Annotated in this window: 21 protein-coding genes; 13 read left to right on the top strand and 8 right to left on the bottom strand. The window is 45.3% G+C overall.

The window, feature by feature from the left end; all coding sequences use genetic code 11:
• Nucleotides 1-198 precede the first annotated feature (198 nt).
• The 8 genes from rpmH (at nt 199) to PHILAsVB114_RS06895 (ending at nt 4832) form a co-directional block, all read left to right on the top strand.
• On the top strand, nt 199-336 hold the full coding sequence (gene rpmH / locus PHILAsVB114_RS06930) for a 50S ribosomal protein L34 (RefSeq protein WP_095698631.1): 138 nt from the start codon (nt 199-201) through the stop codon (nt 334-336).
• A gap of 18 nt (nt 337-354) precedes the next feature.
• A complete protein-coding gene (gene rnpA, locus PHILAsVB114_RS06925) occupies nt 355-705 on the top strand; it encodes a ribonuclease P protein component (RefSeq protein WP_095698630.1) in 351 nt (116 codons plus the stop codon).
• The gene (gene yidD / locus PHILAsVB114_RS06920) at nt 702-932 is read left to right on the top strand and encodes a membrane protein insertion efficiency factor YidD (protein WP_095698629.1); all 231 of its coding nucleotides are present in this window, start codon (nt 702-704) and stop codon (nt 930-932) included. Before rnpA ends, yidD begins: the two co-directional genes overlap by 4 nt.
• 2 nt (nt 933-934) lie before the next feature.
• Nucleotides 935-1843 carry a membrane protein insertase YidC gene (gene yidC, locus PHILAsVB114_RS06915; RefSeq protein WP_095698628.1) on the top strand — a complete coding sequence of 303 codons (909 nt, stop codon included), beginning with the start codon at nt 935-937 and terminating at the stop codon, nt 1841-1843.
• 73 nt (nt 1844-1916) lie between these two features.
• Nucleotides 1917-2456: a Jag family protein gene (locus PHILAsVB114_RS06910; RefSeq protein WP_095698627.1), complete on the top strand. Its 540-nt coding sequence runs from the start codon at nt 1917-1919 to the stop codon at nt 2454-2456.
• Between the two features lie 5 nt (nt 2457-2461).
• Complete coding sequence (rsmG, locus tag PHILAsVB114_RS06905) at nt 2462-3043, top strand: 16S rRNA (guanine(527)-N(7))-methyltransferase RsmG (RefSeq protein ID WP_095698626.1); 582 nt, start codon at nt 2462-2464, stop codon at nt 3041-3043.
• An 8-nt stretch (nt 3044-3051) separates the two neighbouring features.
• Nucleotides 3052-3972 (top strand): ParA family protein, encoded by a 921-nt coding sequence (locus tag PHILAsVB114_RS06900; RefSeq protein ID WP_095698625.1) that lies wholly within the window; start codon nt 3052-3054, stop codon nt 3970-3972.
• Entirely contained in the window at nt 3969-4832 is an 864-nt protein-coding gene (locus PHILAsVB114_RS06895) for a ParB/RepB/Spo0J family partition protein (protein ID WP_095698624.1), read from the top strand. Before PHILAsVB114_RS06900 ends, PHILAsVB114_RS06895 begins: the two co-directional genes overlap by 4 nt.
• Here PHILAsVB114_RS06895 and PHILAsVB114_RS06890 read toward each other — a convergent pair.
• From PHILAsVB114_RS06890 to PHILAsVB114_RS06860, 7 genes are read right to left on the bottom strand one after another with little or no spacing between them, the layout of a single operon-like run.
• Nucleotides 4829-6091 carry an aminotransferase-like domain-containing protein gene (locus PHILAsVB114_RS06890; protein WP_095698623.1) on the bottom strand — a complete coding sequence of 421 codons (1263 nt, stop codon included), beginning with the start codon at nt 6089-6091 and terminating at the stop codon, nt 4829-4831. The genes PHILAsVB114_RS06895 and PHILAsVB114_RS06890 overlap by 4 nt on opposite strands.
• A 33-nt stretch (nt 6092-6124) precedes the next feature.
• Nucleotides 6125-7156 carry an N-acetylmuramoyl-L-alanine amidase gene (locus tag PHILAsVB114_RS06885; protein ID WP_095698622.1) on the bottom strand — a complete coding sequence of 344 codons (1032 nt, stop codon included), beginning with the start codon at nt 7154-7156 and terminating at the stop codon, nt 6125-6127.
• 3 nt (nt 7157-7159) lie between these two features.
• Nucleotides 7160-7486, bottom strand: a complete 327-nt coding sequence (gene trxA / locus PHILAsVB114_RS06880) for a thioredoxin (protein WP_095698621.1) — start codon at nt 7484-7486, stop codon at nt 7160-7162.
• A 35-nt stretch (nt 7487-7521) separates the two neighbouring features.
• Entirely contained in the window at nt 7522-8451 is a 930-nt protein-coding gene (gene trxB, locus PHILAsVB114_RS06875; RefSeq protein ID WP_095698620.1) for a thioredoxin-disulfide reductase, read from the bottom strand.
• 30 nt (nt 8452-8481) lie between these two features.
• Nucleotides 8482-10110 (bottom strand): murein biosynthesis integral membrane protein MurJ, encoded by a 1629-nt coding sequence (murJ, locus tag PHILAsVB114_RS06870; protein ID WP_095698619.1) that lies wholly within the window; start codon nt 10108-10110, stop codon nt 8482-8484.
• Nucleotides 10107-11207, bottom strand: a complete 1101-nt coding sequence (locus PHILAsVB114_RS06865; protein ID WP_095698618.1) for a DUF6049 family protein — start codon at nt 11205-11207, stop codon at nt 10107-10109. The genes murJ and PHILAsVB114_RS06865 overlap by 4 nt, the downstream gene beginning before the upstream one ends.
• Entirely contained in the window at nt 11204-11770 is a 567-nt protein-coding gene (locus tag PHILAsVB114_RS06860; protein WP_095698617.1) for an NUDIX hydrolase, read from the bottom strand. Before PHILAsVB114_RS06860 ends, PHILAsVB114_RS06865 begins: the two co-directional genes overlap by 4 nt.
• Nucleotides 11771-11802: 32 nt before the next feature.
• Between PHILAsVB114_RS06860 and PHILAsVB114_RS06855 the strand changes: the two genes are divergently transcribed.
• Nucleotides 11803-13236, top strand: coding sequence for a CCA tRNA nucleotidyltransferase (locus tag PHILAsVB114_RS06855; RefSeq protein ID WP_095698616.1), 1434 nt, complete (start codon nt 11803-11805; stop codon nt 13234-13236).
• On the opposite strand, the gene PHILAsVB114_RS06850 is transcribed toward PHILAsVB114_RS06855, so the two are convergent.
• Nucleotides 13226-14497 carry an MFS transporter gene (locus PHILAsVB114_RS06850; RefSeq protein ID WP_095698615.1) on the bottom strand — a complete coding sequence of 424 codons (1272 nt, stop codon included), beginning with the start codon at nt 14495-14497 and terminating at the stop codon, nt 13226-13228. The two genes, PHILAsVB114_RS06855 and PHILAsVB114_RS06850, sit on opposite strands and share 11 nt — an antisense overlap.
• Before the next feature lie 42 nt (nt 14498-14539).
• Between PHILAsVB114_RS06850 and PHILAsVB114_RS06845 the strand changes: the two genes are divergently transcribed.
• The 4 genes from PHILAsVB114_RS06845 (at nt 14540) to PHILAsVB114_RS06830 (ending at nt 17883) form a co-directional block, all read left to right on the top strand.
• Nucleotides 14540-14953 carry a DUF5318 family protein gene (locus PHILAsVB114_RS06845; protein WP_204246798.1) on the top strand — a complete coding sequence of 138 codons (414 nt, stop codon included), beginning with the start codon at nt 14540-14542 and terminating at the stop codon, nt 14951-14953.
• Nucleotides 14954-14962: 9 nt separating this feature from the next.
• Nucleotides 14963-16864, top strand: a complete 1902-nt coding sequence (locus PHILAsVB114_RS06840) for a transglycosylase domain-containing protein (protein WP_095698614.1) — start codon at nt 14963-14965, stop codon at nt 16862-16864.
• A 139-nt stretch (nt 16865-17003) separates the two neighbouring features.
• On the top strand, nt 17004-17288 hold the full coding sequence (gene rpsF / locus PHILAsVB114_RS06835; RefSeq protein WP_095698613.1) for a 30S ribosomal protein S6: 285 nt from the start codon (nt 17004-17006) through the stop codon (nt 17286-17288).
• Between the two features lie 82 nt (nt 17289-17370).
• Nucleotides 17371-17883: a single-stranded DNA-binding protein gene (locus PHILAsVB114_RS06830; RefSeq protein WP_095698612.1), complete on the top strand. Its 513-nt coding sequence runs from the start codon at nt 17371-17373 to the stop codon at nt 17881-17883.
• Nucleotides 17884-17924 lie beyond the last annotated feature (41 nt).

Here is a 17924-nt window from a genome sequence, read left to right as displayed (position 1 = left end):
CAAAACCTGTGGAGGAGAGCGAAAAGTAGAGCCATTTGGCCAAAAGCGCAACTAGTTATCCACAACTCTCAACCTGGAAATGACCCCTCCAGGCCGGTTTGACCGCGTTATCCCCAGACCTCTACCGTTACCCCTCTTACCGCACTTCCCCCGCATTTATGGCCCGATTTAGATTTGTTTGATCAGAAGGAGTTCCACATGACAAAGCGCACTTTCCAGCCTAATACGCGCCGTCGTGCAAAGAAGCATGGCTTCCGCGCTCGCATGGCTACACGTGCAGGCCGCGCTGTACTCGCTGCTCGCCGCGCTAAAGGTCGCGTACGACTTTCGGCTTAATCGAGTTCGAAGAACTTTGTGCTTACTAAAAGCGCGCGTTTAACAGAAAGCTCAGATTTTGCTCGTACGACCAAAAGCGGTCACCGCGCAGCAACTGAATTTTTTGTTGGATACCTCTATCTCACAGGTACTAATGAAAGCCCCAAAGCTGGATTAATTATTAGCAAAAGCGTTGGAGGGTCTGTGCTTCGTCACCGTATCGCACGTAAAGCACGTCATGCGATCGCGCAGAATATTTCTGCCCTGCCAACTGGATCACTCTTTGTATTACGTGCAATCGGCAAAGCCGAAAAAGCACAAACCAATATAGAAGTTTCAGAAATCGTTTCTCGTCTTGTTAAAAAATCTAGCCAGGCGGGCGCACAATGAAAACCCTTTTAGTTGGCCTGATTCACTTTTACCAAAAATGGATCTCACCGGCGCTTGGCCCGCGTTGTAAGTACTACCCATCATGTTCGTCATATGCGGCAACTGCAATCGAGGAGTACGGAATAAAAGGAGTTGTGATGGCCGCATGGCGGTTGTTGCGTTGTAATCCATGGTCACATGGCGGCGTTGATTATGTTCTTATGAAATCACAGAAGGCAGGAATCTAATTATGGGCTCTATCCTAAACCCCTTATATACCGCTGTTTCTTGGGTCATTATTACGATTCACGGTTTACTAGCACCAATCTTTGGTTCATCAAGTGGTGTCACATGGAGCCTTTCAATTATCGGTCTTGTAATCATTATTCGTATTATTTTGATCCCACTCTTTGTAAAACAAATTAAGAGCCAGCGAGCACTCACCGCTTTGCAACCACACATGAAAGCGATTCAAACCAAATACAAAGATGATCGCCAGAAACAATCAGAAGAGATGATGAAGCTCTATAAAGAGCATAAAACAAACCCTCTTGCTTCATGTTTTCCAATCCTGGCCCAAGCACCTATTTTCTTCGCACTCTTCACAGTGCTCAACGGAATCGGTAAAAACCCACCAGTTAAACACGGTGTTTTCACACAAGCAGATGTTGTTAATGCGGCGCAAGCAAAATTCTTTGGAGCACCAATTTCTGAGACTTTCCTGGGTTCATCTAGCACGACTGTAAAAATTGTTACAGTCATCTTGATTGCTTTTATGTCCGCCACAACATTTACAACACAACGCCAGTTGATGGTTAAAGGAATGCCTAAGATGGATTCCAGCAACAACATGATGTTGCAACAGCAAAAAATTATGTTGTATTTATTTCCAGTAATTTTTGCAATCTCCGGTGTTAACTTTCCAATCGGTGTTCTTATTTATTGGTCGACAACAAACTTGTGGACATGGGGACAGCAGTACTACGTAATTAAACGAAACCCAACACCGGGATCACCGGCCTATGAAGAGTTACAACATAAGAAAGCACGTAAAGCTGGAACAGTTATTGATGGCACAACAATTGATGAACCCCGTCCAGAGGGCGACGTTAAAGGTCAGCGCCAGCAACCAAAGGCAAAAAAGAAGAAGAAAAAATAAGGACGATATCGGTATATACCGGTACAAAAATGCTTAAACCACTACAAACCCACTATGGGTGGCGAGGATAAAGATGCCAAAGAGCAAAGCTGTAGAAGAAGAAGTAGTTGAAGAGGTAACGACAGAGGCGAACGCGGACCTGAAGGCTCCAAAGAGTGCCGCCAAGTTAGAAGAAGAGGGCGACATTGCAGCCGATTATCTAGAGGGCTTGCTCGACATCGCAGATCTAGATGGCGACATCGACATCGACGTGGAAAATGGACGCGCTGCTTTGGCAATCGTCGGCGGCAAACTCAACCACCTCGTGGGAGATCAGGGCCAGGTTCTAGATGCGCTCCAGGAGTTAACCCGCCTAGCGGTTCAGACTTCAACAGGGGATCGCAGCCGACTAATGCTCGATATCGAAGGATTTCGCTCAGGACGAAAGAGTGAGCTAAAAAAGCTTGCTGAAAAGATGGCTGAAAAAGCGAAGACAACTGGTTCATCAATCAAACTTGATCCAATGAACGCCTTTGAGCGCAAGGTCATCCACGACACCATTCAAGACCTAGGCCTTACGAGTGAATCTGACGGTGAAGACCCAGATCGCTACGTAGTTATCTACCCAGCCTAAAAAACATGGAGGTTTCACGTGAAACCCTCATCGAGCGATACTTTCCCAGCTCAATAGGTGCAATTGCTGCCTACGCGGCCCTGCTTGAAGGAGCCGGAATTGAGCGCGGGCTCATCGGCCCCCGCGAGGCCGAGCGGATCTGGGAACGCCACATCTTTAACTGCCTGCCTGTAACCACCCTTTTCAAAGAGGGGGCAACGGTCTTTGATATCGGATCCGGGGCAGGTTTACCTGGAATCATCATCGCCCTTGCCCGTCCAGATTTAAAAGTGACCCTGATTGAACCCCTTCAACGCCGGGTGGATTTTCTAGAAGAGGCCACCGCCGGCACAGGAATTACTGTGATCCGCGGCCAAGCCCAGAGTGTGAAAAAGAGTGCGGATTACGTAACCGCCCGAGCTGTGGCTCCCCTTGAAAAATTAAAGAAGATTTCCTGGCACCTGATCAAACCAGGGGGATCTTTACTTGCAATGAAGGGCGAAAACGCGGCAACTGAGATGGCAACTGTGCCCGGAGCGCGTCTTCATGAAATTTCTTTGGAGGGCATAGAGCCCGCTCGAATAGTTGAGGTACCTAAAGGTGCTTAACTACGCGCATGTCCGATGATTCACGTGAAACAAAGCAGGTCATCGGAGTTCGCCGACTAAAAGAGCCTATGGCCACACCCGAGCATCTTCGGATCTTCACTGTGGCCAATCAAAAAGGTGGGGTCGGCAAAACCACCACAACTGTAAATGTGGCAGCAGCCCTATCTATGGGCGGCCTTCGAGTTCTAGTCATCGATCTTGATCCACAAGGAAACGCGTCGACTGCTCTCGGTGTTGAACACAAAGCCAACGATGGAATTTATGAAGTTTTGATGGGCACTGCAAACATTGCATCAGTTGTACAAAAAGTTGCTGGCTTTCCTTCCCTTGATTGCATCTCATCTAATACCGCCCTTGCACAAGCAGAAATTAATTTAGTTTCCATGGTTGCACGCGAATTGCGCCTAAAAGAAGCAATCGATGAATTGGTTAATTTAAAAATCAAAGAGGGCAAGGCATATGACTACATCTTTATTGATTGCCCGCCAAGTTTAGGTTTATTAACTGTTAACGCATTTGCTGCTGCAAAAGAATTGTTGATTCCTATTCAGTGTGAGTACTACGCACTTGAAGGCTTAACTCAATTATTAGAGACATATCAAGTAGTTAAAAAACGTTTGAATTCAACGCTAGAGCTATCAACAATTCTTTTAACAATGTTTGATGGTCGCACACGTCTTGCAAATGATGTTGCAGCAAGTGTTCGCTCGCACTTTCCAAATGAATTAATTGATATTCCAATTCCACGTGCCGTTCGAGTATCAGAGGCTCCTTCATATGGACAGACAGTTATGACATATGACCCAACGTCTCCGGGCGCTCTGGCATATATGCAGGTAGCACGAGAAATTGCAGATCGCGGAAAAGCATTTGATTCAAATGTTGTCAGCATTAATTACAAACTAAAACAAAGTGGTGAAATCGCATGAGTGTAAAACGCGGAGGGCTAGGCACAAACTTAGATGCACTTATTCCAACATCTCTCACAGTTGGTGGAAATGAAGTAGCGCAACAAAATGAAGTTTCTATTGATTCAATTTCTCCAAACCCAAAACAACCACGCACAGTCTTTAATGAGGAAGCAATGGCAGAACTCGTTGCATCAATTAAAGAAATAGGAATTCTACAACCACCAGTTGTTCGTCAAACTTCTCCTGGTCGTTATGAATTAGTAATGGGAGAGCGACGCTTTCGCGCTGCAAAATTAGCCGGGCTTCGAAGCATTCCTGTAATCATTCGTCAGACTCCAGATAATGAGTTACTGCGCGAAGCAATCATTGAAAACATTCATCGCAGCCAGCTCAATCCACTGGAAGAAGCTGCGGCCTACACGCAACTACTTCAAGACTTTAATTGCACACATGACGAACTAGCACACAAACTTGGTCGCTCCCGTCCCCTTATTTCAAACACAATGCGCCTGCTTAACTTGCCGGCAAGTGTTCAAAGCAGAGTTGCATCCGGTGTAATTAGCGCAGGACATGCACGAGCACTCCTTGGATTAAGCAATGAAGCCCAGATTGATCAATTAGCAAAGCGCATTGTTGCCGAAGGGCTAAGTGTTCGAGCCGTTGAAGAAATTATTGCCACAACATCTCCTAAGGCTGCTGGCAAAGCAAAGAAGAAATCGTCTGGGACTTCGCCAGAAGTAAATGAGATTGCAGAGCGCCTAGGAGATCACCTAGACACACGTGTGAAGATTAAAGGCGGGAAAGCCAAAGGTGAGATTTCTATCGAGTTTGCAGGTTTTGCAGATCTTGCTCGAATTGTTAAAAAAATCGAGGGTTAATTTAATTTATTTGAACTACGGCGTTCGATCTCTTGCTTGATCACACCGCCGAGGGCTGCAACACCTTGATGAATACGCTCTGGTGTTGGGTGGCAAAAAGATAGACGCAACTGCCATGAACCAAGGCCATCAGCATAAAACGCGGTTCCTGGCACATAAGCAACCTTTGCAACGATCGCTTTAGGAACAAGTAATTTCGTATCAATTTCAGGTGGCAAATTAACCCAAACATAAAATCCGCCGCCAGGCTTTGTCCATGTGGCAGATGCCGGAAAGTGTTCTTCGAGTGCTTGCAACATCGCATCGCGACGCACCTTATATAGCTCACAAAATGATGCGATTTGATCGCGCCATGGTTGATCGGCCAAATAATTAGAGATTGTCATTTGAGAAAAGTTAGAAGGGCACAAAATAGAAGACTCACTTGCGATAACTAATTTATCTTTTAGTGATGGCGGAACAAGTGCCCAGCCCACACGCAAGCCAGATGCGATTGTCTTTGAAAAAGACCCTAAGTAAATAACGTTTTCACTATCTTCTGCGCGCATCGCATTCGGACTTGGACGATCAAAACCGAGTAAGCCATAAGGATTATCTTCTACGACAAAGATTTCTTCTTTCCGGCAAATATCAAGAATTTCAGTGCGACGATCTGCAGGTAGTAGAACACCTGTTGGATTTTGATAGTTTGGAATTAAATACAAGAACTTAATCTTGCGCCCAGCTGCGCGGGTAGTTTTGATCGCATCGCGCAACGCATCAGGAATCAAACCATCGTTATCCATAGACACATGAACAACTGATGCTTGATATTGATGGAAAGTTCCGAGGGCTCCAACATATGAAGGTGCTTCAACTAATACAACATCGCCTGGATCAATAAAAATTCGAGAGATCAGATCTAGCGCTTGCTGGGAACCAGTTGTAACAACAACATCTTCAGGGTGCGCGCGAATTCCTTCAAGTGCCATTACTTCACAGATTTGTTCGCGAAGTTTTGGATGGCCTTGTCCGCTTCCATACTGAAGCGCTTCTGTTCCGTTAGTTAAAATTAAATCGTTAACAACACTTGCCATCATCTTCATTGGAAGCGCAGAAAGATTTGGCATTCCACCAGCGAGTGAAACAATCTCTGGACGCGATGCAACAGCGAAGAGCGCACGAATCTCACTTGGTTGCATTCCAGCAGCGCGAGCAGCAAAACGTTGCTCAAGATTCTGCGGTGCACCAGTTTGGTGACGTGTTGAAATTTCGCTCATCCGCCAATCATCCCACAATTGGCCAAAATGGCGTCAGCGGCGAAGACCCGCGCTACGTAAGTCAGAGATGCGAAGAGTGCCTGTTTTTGCATCATCTTCTGTAGATAAATAAAGGCGTTGGATTGCAATAAGTAATGATTCGGCAATTACGTCACGAAAATCAGGGCGGGCCAATCGGCTGGCATCTCCTGCATTGCTGGCATATCCAAGATCGATGCGCACCACAGGAGCTTTTGTAAGTCGCAACAAGTCCCATGTCATTGCATGGGTGCGGCAATTAAGTAAATCGGTGCGCGCACATATTTCGCGCTGCACAAGGGATGCAAATCTTTCGCCCACAATTGAGTGAATTCCGTGCGCATCGCTTCCATAAAAATAAGTAGCAACACCATGGGCATCAGGGTTTGGATGTGAATCAACATGAAGTGAAATCATCAGATCTGCTTCACGTTGATTAGAAAATGTAATTCGCTCGGCTTCGCTAGGTGAGTTATTGGCACCACGTGTAAGAAAAACACTTGCACCCAGTGCTAACAAACGACCTTCAACGCGTTGGGCAATGTCATAAACAATTTCAGATTCAATAATGTTATTAGCAACATTTCCTTGATCTTTGCCGCCCAAACTTGGATCTAAGACAATTACTTTATTTGCAAGGGCCGGACCACGGTTTTTTTGTGAAGCACTTTCGCGCAGTTGTGACGGTGCACCACCTGAAACAATTTTCGTTAAACGAATAAGTGCGATAACAGTTGCAGGACCACATTGGCCATCAACTGCGATGCCAACAGATTTTTGGAACTCTTTAACGGCGCCAGAGGTTAGTTCGCCATAAATTCCATCGACTCTTCCGCAATCAAAACCCATTTCAGTTAGCCGCCCTTGCAACGCGGCAACATCATCTCCGCGCATAAGCGGTGGCTCTTGTAGATATAAAGAGCGATCGCCTAATTTCCATCTAGCTTCTTCGAGCGCGCGAGCAGTTACATCATTGATAATGCCTGTGACTGTTAACCCGCGCGATTGTTGAAAAGAGCGGATCTCTTCTTCAGAGAGCTCTTTCATAATTTAGGAAATAAAGCTTTCGAGTTCTTTAAGAAGAGCTGGCTTTGGCTTTGCACCAATAATTGTCTTAACAACTTCGCCATTTACGTAAACGTTTAACATCGGAATAGATGTGACGCCGTATTTGATTGCGATTGCAGACTCTTCATCGGTATTTAGTTTTACAATCTTTAACTTATCGCCATGTTCTGCGGCAATCTCATCAAGGATTGGTCCAATAGCGCGACATGGACCACACCACTCAGCCCAGAAATCAACTAGAACAGGCGTGCTGCTCTTAAGTACGACTTCATCAAATGTTGCTGCGGTTACTGCTGTTGCTGCGCTCATGGCTTCCCCTTGGTTGGTTTATTTACGTAACTTTACTAGTGAGATAGAAATTTTTCAGCATCGAGAGCGGCCTGACAACCAGAGCCCGCAGCGGTGATTGCCTGACGATATGTGTGATCGACTAGATCTCCGCAGGCGAAAACGCCTTCAATATTTGTCTTTGTAGAACGTCCTTCAACCTTTACATATCCCTCAGCATCTAATGAAACCTGAGTTGTGATTAATTCACTGCGCGGGATATGTCCGATTGCAACAAAGAGTGCACCGAAATTGCGCTTTGAAACTTCTCCAGTGAGAACATTCTTCAGTTGTAACGCTTCCATCTTTGTTTCACCTAAGACATCTGTTACTTCGGTGTTCCACAGAAATTCAATCTTTGGATTAGCTTTTGCGCGATCGGCCATAATCTTTGATGCGCGCAATGAATCGCGACGGTGAATCAACGTTACTTTGCTTGCAAACTTTGTAAGAAATGTTGCTTCTTCAACGGCTGAGTCTCCGCCACCAACAACTGCGATTTCTTGATCACGGAAGAAGAAACCATCGCATGTGGCACACCATGAGACACCACGGCCAGATAAACGTTTTTCATTCTCTAACCCGATTTCGCGATAGGCAGAGCCCATTGCAAGAATTACAGACTTTGTTTTAAGAACATTTCCTGAACCATCTTTTAAAGTTTTAACAGGGCCATTTAAATCCATCTCAACAATGTCATCTGTAACTAACTTTGTACCAAAGCGCGCAGATTGCTTACGCATTGAATCCATTAAATCTGGACCCATGATGCCATCTGTGAAGCCAGGAAAGTTTTCTACTTCGGTTGTGTTCATGAGCGCGCCGCCAGCTGTTACTGAACCTTCATACATCACTGGTTCTAGTTGCGCGCGCGCAGCATAAATCGCAGCGGTGTAACCAGCTGGACCAGATCCAACAATGATGACTTCGTGGATTTTTTCGCTCATGTATTCACCATAACCCCAGTTTAAGGTGCTTTATTCCGCAGCCTTGTTACGGCGCAAAATAAGGGCAGTAATTCCGCTCACTTCACTTATTCGCAAAGCCTTTGCAGCAAAGAAATAACCAAGAGCGCCAGCAACTATTACAAAGAGAAGTTCACTTGCTCGAACCAAAGAAGATTGATCAGATCCAACCCAACCAAAATACTGTGAGATTGCAAAGATTGGCAGCATTGCAATCAGTGATGCTGATAAAAGACGCCCGTGTTGGCCAATGAAATCGCGAATATGAATTACCCCTGTGTGCTTTTTCAACAAACGAAGCGTTATGAATAAGCCAATCAAATAACTTGCAGAAAATGCAAAACCTAAGCCAACAGTCACCCAGTCACTCGGCAAGATTGCTAAAAACAAATACGAGAGACCAACCGAAATAAAGTTAATAATAAGAATCGACCACACTTGTGTGCGCGTATCTTCAAAAGCGTTAAATCCACGAATAAGCACTAAGTTAATTGAGAACGCAACTAAACCAAGGCTCAGCGCAGATAAAACATAACCAATATAAATGCCGTCATTCTTATCAATTCCAAAGAAGAGCACTTCAGTAATAAGTGGACCAAAGAGCAAGAAAGCCACAGAGCTAGGAATCGTTAATACGCCGACAGTCTTAATTGCCCGCAGTAACTGATCTTTAACATCATCAATCTTTTTATTTATGGCCAATTTAGACATGTGCGGTAAGAGGGCTGTAACAATTGAAATTGTCACAATTGAATAAGGCAACAACATAATCAGATACGCATTCTTAAATGGTGTGAAACCAACACCAGTTGTAATACCTGCCTTAGCGCTTTCAACCGCCGCTGTCGTTGCAACGTTTACAGTAATTAAATAACCAATTTGTGAGATCAAAACATAAACAAGGGTCCACCCAGCAAGTGAGAAGGATTTACCTAAGCCGGCAACTCCCCACTTGGGGCGAATACGTATGCCAGATTTCTTTACAACTGGAATAAGAATGAGTGCTTGAATAATGATTCCTGCAGTTGTTCCCCACCCAAGAATTTGAATCTGCGTATCAGTAATTGAATCAACACTGACATTTGGCCACTTAAGCAAAAACGCGGAGAAAACCACGATAACTACGAGGTTATTGGCAATTGGTGCCCACATAAGCGGCGCGAAAGAACCACGAGCGTTGGCAACTTGGCCAAGCATTGTAAATAGACCTAAGAAAAAGATCTGCGGCAAGCAGTAGCGAGTAAATGCAATCGCAATCTCGCGCTCTGTTTCAAAGCCTGGTGTTGAAAAACTTGGTGCGTATATATAAACAAGTTGCGGAGCGAAAATTACTCCAATGACAACAAGTGCTAAAAGAATTCCGCTAATTGTTGTAACCAGACGTGAAGCAAATAAATGACCGCCGTCGGTGTCATCAAATGCTCGCACTAGCTGTGGAACAAATATCGCTGTGAGCGCACCACCAACAAGTAAGTTATACAAAATGTTCGGCATTGTGTTTGCAACGTTGAAAGCATCAGCGAGTAGCGCTGTGCCCAGTGTTGCAATCATGATCACGCCACCGATAAATCCGGTGATACGAGAAATTATCGTTCCAACTGCCATCACACTTGATGCGCGGAAGAGCTCGTGTTCTTTCACTTACGCGCCCTCCGTACTCGTCGCACACTCTGGGTAATCGCGGCTAGGAACAAAAGTACTGCGGCGCCCGTTGTAAACCAAGCAACACGGGAATCAATTACTGTCAGATTTAGAGATAACTCAACAGGATCACTAAGTGCACGCCCCTCTTCATTTACAAACTGAGCCGTGATGTATGTCTGCCCGGGTGCGAACACCTCAACAGGTATTGAAATCTGAGTCTTAGATTTTGGTTGAAGAACAATGTTTTTAACGCTATCAATACTTATACGAGAAGAGCCGGCATATAGATTCAAATTAACTTTTACAATTGATTTAAAGCCATTTGCCAATGTAATAGGTAATTTAGATTGCGCAGATGTTAGTTGGTACTTACCGCCATAAATTTTTAGGCGTTCTTTGTATTTATACACTTCTTGTGTGGCATTAAAAGAAAAATACGTCCGATCAGTTTGGGTAAGAGATGGCGACATTAATCGTCCCAACTGCGCTCGGATATCAGCTAACTCCGATTGATCAACGACGGTTGAAAGCGCTGTTACAGCCTTACGATTCTTCGTGTATTGCTCACGCAGATTCTTAGAAAAATAAGTACGTCCCTTGCTCCAATCAGCCAATGGTTCACTACGAACCGGACGTGCCAAAGCAGTGGCCAATCTAGTCTGCGCAGTTTTGTAGTAATAATTAAGTTCACTAGGTGCAATCTCGCGCGCTAAGACAGGATCTGGATTTCCATAGGGCAGTGCAACGACTTGAGCGTTTGTTGTAACCTTTTTTAACTGAGATAAAAATGCAACTGCTTGAACAGATGAATCAATTTTCTTTCCATCTCGTAATTCATACGGGGCGGTCATTGCAGTTATTTCTTCAATCAGTGCGGCATCAATGACCCAGATTCGCGGTGTGAGATCTGTAGAAAAGATTAGTTTCCAGAGCCGCCCACCAACGGCAATGTCTTGTGCTAACTCATCATTTCTAAATTTTCCGTCAAAGTTGCGATGCACAGTTCCTGTGATTTGAACTTCGCGAGATTCAGCCTGTGCGGGCGCAGGTAGAACAAAGAGTGCGATGAGGGCAAAAAGAAATATTTTCTTCATACGAGCAACTCAGAGTTCTTAGCAATGAGTTTTTTCTCATCGGGATATGCCAGCAAGCCAACTATTTCGCTAAGTGGAAACCAACCCACTTCATCGACTTCACTTTCTTGAGGAGTGAGCAATCCACCAGTTTCCTTAAAAATAAAGTGGTGAACTGTTTTATGAATTCGTTTTCCCCCGGCCATAAACCAAAAATCAATGACACCGAGTGATTTTGTTATATCTGAATTAATTCCAGTCTCTTCAGCAACTTCGCGAATAGCTGCTTGCTCAGGTGTTTCACCTTCTTCTATGTGTCCCTTTGGAAGTGACCATAAGATTTTTGTACCTGTTGGATCTTTTTGATCACGACGACCAATTAATAAGCCTTGTAATCCACTCTTATCTATTACAAGTCCGCCAGCACTTACTTCATCCACGCGCTTGGCATATGGGCGCGCAGGTTTTTTACTCGGTGTGGGGGTCGTTCCTGAAGTTAAAGTTTGTGGGGCGCGATTGGCGGGGCGTCTGCGCTTCCGCTTTTTCTTCGTACCTTCGCTGCCCGCACCAGGTGCAGGGATCATGGAGTAAGGCTACTGCTCTAACCTTACTTATTGTGAGTACAGCACTAGGCGCCGCAGGAGAACTGGCTATTCGTTCACTCATTGAACGAGCACCACTAGCTAGTTCACTGGCTGCTGCCTTTAAAGCCCAAGGTTTTACATTGGCCTTAGTTGGTGGACCTGTGCGCGATGCAATTCTTGGTCGTCTCGGAAATGATTTAGATTTCACAACGAATGCACCACCACAGGAGAGTAAGAAAATTCTTTCAACATGGGCAGAACATATTTGGGAAACCGGAATTGAGTTCGGAACTGTTGCAGGAAAACGCGGTGACACAACTGTTGAAGTGACAACCTATCGCAGCGAAACCTATGACCCACGGAGTCGCAAACCAGAAGTGCAATACGGAAAAGATATTAATGGCGACTTATCTCGTCGCGACTTCACGGTCAATGCGATGGCACTTGAACTTACGTCGGAGAAACCAGAATTCCTCGACCCCTTTAACGGTTTGATTGATTTAAGTAAGAAATTACTTCGCACACCAAGTAGCGCCGAACAATCTTTTTCAGATGATCCACTTCGCATGATGCGCGCTGCGCGTTTTGCAAGTCAATTAGATTTTGAGATAGCACCAGATGTATTAGTTGCCATGAAATCAATGACAGATCGCATCTCTATTATTTCTGCAGAGCGCGTTCGAGATGAGTTTGTGAAAATTCTTATGTCGCAAAATCCACGTACTGGAATCACACTTCTTGTTGAAACTGGATTAGCAGCAATTGTCTTGCCAGAAATTCCAAAGCTGCAATTAGAAATTGATGAGCACCATCACCATAAAGATGTGTATGAACACTCACTCACAGTGCTCGAGCAAGCAATTGCACTTGAGCACCGATTAGATGGGCCAAACCTTGTCAGCCGCTTAGCAGCGCTATTACACGATATTGGAAAACCAAAGACTCGTGCGCTCATAGATGGGGGCGGCGTTTCATTTCATCATCACGAAGTTGTTGGTGCACGTCTAGCTGTTACAAGGTTAAAAGCGCTGCACTTTGATAACCACACAATCGAAGCGGTTGAAACTCTTATTGCGCTTCATCTTCGCTTTCACGGCTATGGCGATGGTGAATGGAGTGATTCTGCAGTGCGCAGGTATGTCCGAGATGCTGGTGAATTACTCACACATTTACATGTTCTGACCCGCGCCGATTGCACAACTCGCAACGCAAAGAAAGCACAACGGCTGGCTGCAACATATAACAGTTTAGAAAATCGAATTGCAGTTCTTATGGAGCAAGAAGAGCTATCAAAGATTCGCCCTGATCTAGATGGCGCACAAATTATGCAGATATTAGATATCAAGCCATCTGCAGCAGTTGGTCGCGCGCTAGATTTTCTTATGGAGATCCGCTTAGAACGCGGGCCAATTGGTGAGGAAGCCGCAACAAAAGAATTACTTGCGTGGTGGAAAACTAATTCTTAAGAAAGAACTTTTCTGGCCGCAGCAAGCGCAGCGCAACAAGTAAGTAACTTGCGCTCACAAGTGCCGGAACCCATGGTGTCACACCGCTAGTTGGAAGCATCAGCGCTGCGATTAGCCCGCCGCTCACGATTGCAGCATTTACTAATACATCATAAACAGCAAAGACTCGACCACGGTAATAATCATCAATCTTTGATTGCACGAGCGCATCGTTGGTGACTTTCACATTCTGACCACACAACGCCACAAAGAAGCCAGTTAAAGCAAGAGCAATTTCAGTTTGGGAAACAACTAAGAAGATTGGTCCGGCGGCGCCCACAAGTAAGGACCATTTAATCCAACGGTGGCGGCCAAAACGTTTCACACCATATGGCGCTGTGAGTGCGCCAAGTGTTATTCCAACACCTGCAATAGTTAGAACAATTCCAAATCCTGCAAGTCCTGCTTCTGGATTAGATGGTGAGTTAAAAGTATTTCGCTCCAACAAAAGCGCGGTAAGAGTCAAAGCGGTAATTCCTCCGCGCTGTACTGCCGTTGCAATAATTCCGCGAATCGCATCTGAGTGTGTGCGCAAGAAAGCAAAACCTTCACGCATTTCATTGATACCTTCTTTAAAGCTTGCCTCTTTTACTTCATGTGGCAGTGGACCAATTTCTTTTTTCCCAACGCGCAATGTGAGTAGCGCAGCGCTGAGATAGCCACCGGCTGCGAATAAAACCATGATGGCATCGGCGTGATCTGCAACAGCTAAATTATCAAATAAGTTTCTAATTGCCACACCCAGTCCGCCGCCGAGAACAACCAAAACAGATCCGCCTGTAACAGCTAGCGCGTTTGCGCTGATCAATGATTTAGTCTCGATGACAAGAGGCAAACCTGCAGAGAGTCCAGCCAAAATTAAGCGGTTAACTCCAAATGCAATCAGCACAAAGACTGTTAATACAACGCCTGTCTGTCCAGTAAAGACCAGTGCTGCAACGACAAGTAAGTTTGCTGCTCGCGCAAGATTAGAAAACAAGAGTGCGCGTTGTCTGGAAACGCGATCAAGAATTGTTCCAACAAATGGACCAACGAGTGAATATGGCAATAAAACAACTGCAAACCCAATGGCAGCACTGAGTGCATCTGCTTGGCGTTCAGGCGAAAAGAGAACAAAGGATGCAAGTGCGCTTTGGAATAACCCATCAGTTGCCTGACCGCTCCAGCGCACCCCGAGTAATCGTGAGAGTCTGGGGTGTCGCAGAAGTTCCCAGAAATTCATAGGACAAGCGTAGTAAGCAATGAAGGATTATTCTTGCTTATTATGAAATCGCAACGCTCCTATATCGACTACTCACTTGATAAGCGCGCAACGCTTATGAAGTTATTTCGTGGTGTTGTAGATGCGTGCGATGCCGACCCATACTTAATGAGAGCTGCAAAGTTTCACGGCGAAAGAGTGCAACGCAACTGTCCGGTGTGTAAGAAAACATCACTCGTTGAATTGCGCTATGCCTTTGGTGATCAACTAGGTCAGTACTCAGGTCGAATTAAAACTCCAGATGAACTTTCGGAGATGGAACGTGAATTCGGAGAATTTCGTGTGTATATCGTTGAAGTCTGTCGCGACTGTTCCTGGAATCATTTGTGCGCATCTTTTGTTCTAGGAGATGGAATAGAACGCAAACCACCTCGGCGTGTACGCACGCTTGAAGATGATGATTGGGTAAAGGGGTAATCTGTCGCCGTGCGCAAATTCTTTATTAGATCAGCGATTTTCCTAGCCGGCTTTGGCTTTATCGCGGGTGCGACCCTATTTGCCTTTGCCTATTTCACTGTCTCAGTTCCAGATCCAAATGCTTTCGTTAATAGCCAATCAACAATTATTCAATATTCAAATGGTGAAGAAATTGGTCGCATAGGATCTGAAAACCGACAGATTGTTCCACTTGCAAAAATTCCTATGAATGTTCGCCACGCTGTCTTGGCAGCCGAAGATCGCAGCTTCTATTCAAACCGTGCATTTAGCATCACCGGTATTGCGCGCGCGGTTATAAATAATTTACGTGGTGGATCCCTTCAGGGTGGTTCAACAATTACGCAGCAATATGCAAAGACTGCATTCTTATCTCCTGAGCGCACAATTCAACGCAAGATCAAAGAGTTGGTCATTGCAATAAAACTAGAGAACCAGCTATCTAAAGATCAGATCTTTGAGAGTTACCTGAACACCATTTACTTTGGCCGCGGTTCATATGGCGTGCAGACAGCTGCCCAGCAGTACTTCAACCGCAACGTGGATCAACTCACCAATGCTCAGGCAATCGTTATTTCGTGTATTTTGCGCTCCCCTGGTTTTTATGACCCTTCTTATTCAAAAGAGAATGAAGAGCGATTGACCAATCGTTTTGATTACGTAGTAAAAGGAATGATCGAAGCAGAATGGCTAAGCGAAGAAGATGCTGCGAAGTTAAAATTCCCCACCATTGCACCACGTGTGACATCAGGGTCCTTAAGCGGTCCAAAGGGTCACATCATTGAAGCAGTTTCAAAAGAGTTGAAATCGTTGGGATTTACTGAAGAGCAATTACTAGTCGGTGGCTTAGTTATTAAAACAACGATTGATCAAAAGGCTCAGACAGCAGCTGTCGATGCAATCAACAAATTAACGCCAACTAAAGTGCCAGAAAATCTACATATAGCACTCGTTGCAATTCGCCCCGGCACAGGTGAAGTTGTGGCTATGTATGGCGGGGCTGACTACTTGAAGCGACAACTCAACGATGCCACCCAAGCAATTGCGCTAGCAGGCTCTACTTTTAAATCTTTTGCTCTAGTTGCAGCGCTAGAAGCGGGTATTCCGCTGACATCAATGTGGAATGGTGATTCACCACAAATATTTGATGATTTAGGAAAGCCATATGAAGTTGGAAATTATGGCAACGAAGGTTGGGGACAAGTAGATTTATTATTTGCAACAAAGCACTCAATTAATACTGTCTATGTTCCACTGGGACAAAAAGCAGGATTAGACAATGTTGTCAGCGCAGCACGTCGCGCTGGTATTCCAGAGACAGTTGCAATGATGCCAACGCCATCTGTGGCCCTTGGGCCTGCCAGTCCACACGTGATAGATGTTGCTAATGCTTATGCCACCTTTGCAGCGCAAGGAATTAAATCAAAACCTTATTTAGTAACGAGCGTTCTAGGTTCTAATAAAGGCGTGCTCTATGAAGGCAGAGCGCAGACAGAAGAAGTTTTCTCTAAAGAAGTAATGGCAGATTTAACATACGCACTTAAATCAGTTGTTAATGGTGGAACAGGTGCTGCAGCGCTTGCACTTGGAAGACCAGCAGCTGGTAAGACTGGAACATCACAATCAAATGCGTCAGCGTGGTTTAGTGGTTACACACCGCAACTTGCAGCATCTGTTTCATTCTTTAGAGATGATGCAACACAAACGCTGAACGGCATTGGCGGACTGACATCTGTTACCGGTGGATCTTTTCCTGCGCGTATTTGGACAGCGTTTATGAAGGGCGCACTCAAAGGCGAACCAGTAATGGATTTTCCAGCACCATCTAATGTCGGCGGTCTTGAACCGATTGTGATGACTTCTGGCGGCGTGCAGACCCCTAAGAAGAAGTAGGTCCGCTTACACGCACAAATCTGAGCGTGATTTTTACTTCACCCGCCGAGCAGTTACTCTTGGCCAGCACTACAAGCACTAACCCTCCTGTCACAGAAATACTGTGGCCGTCTTAGTCCAGAGGAGGTCGGGTTAACGCATGCGTCACTATGAATTAATGGTCATTCTTGATCCAGAACTTGAAGAACGCACAGTCACACCAAGCCTTGAGACTTATCTCAAAATCATCAAAGAAAGTGGTGGCCGCGTCGACAAGCTCGATGTGTGGGGCCGCCGCCGTATGTCTTTTGAGATTTTGAAGAAAGCCGAAGGAATTTACGCAGTCGTAGATATGCACTGCGAGCCAGCTGCCATCAAAGAGTTGGATCGCCAACTTAATTTGAATGAGTCAGTCTTACGCACAAAGGTTATTCGTCCAGAGTAAATTATCGGAGGAATCCGATACTTTGATGAGTATCCGTTTAGCACGGACCCCAGAGTAGATACGTAGAGAAAGAGGAAAAGAAATGGCAGCAGGAGATACAACAATCACAATGATCGGCAACCTTGTCGATGATCCGGAGTTACGTTTCACGCCATCAGGTGCGGCCGTAGCGAAATTTCGTGTTGCCTCAACACCTCGTTACTTAGATAAGCAAACCAATGAGTGGAAAGATGGCGAGAGTCTCTTTTTACAATGTCAGATCTGGCGTCAAGCAGCAGAAAATGTTGCAGAGTCACTGACAAAAGGAATGCGCGTAATTCTGTCCGGTCGTCTGAAGCAACGTTCGTATGAAACTAAAGAGGGTGAAAAGCGCACCGTCTTTGAGGTTGAAGTTGATGAAGTTGGTCCATCACTACGAAGTGCAACTGCAAAGGTGACACGTACACAACGTGCTGCCGGTGGTGCATCTACTGGTTCATTTGGTTCACCTGCTGCATCTACTGAAACTTTCTCAGATGATCCATGGGCTGCAGCCTCTACAACAACAGCCGGCGGCGGATGGGCAACCACCACCAACGACGAACCACCTTTCTAAAAAGGTTTAAACAACTAGTCCACCTATCCATCCATTCCTTC

It is taken from the genome of Candidatus Planktophila limnetica (assembly GCF_002288365.1).
Taxonomy (GTDB): Bacteria; Actinomycetota; Actinomycetes; order Nanopelagicales; family Nanopelagicaceae; genus Planktophila; species Planktophila limnetica.
The sequence above is the reverse complement of the archived record's forward strand: the minus strand, read 5'-3'. Positions and strand labels throughout refer to the sequence as shown.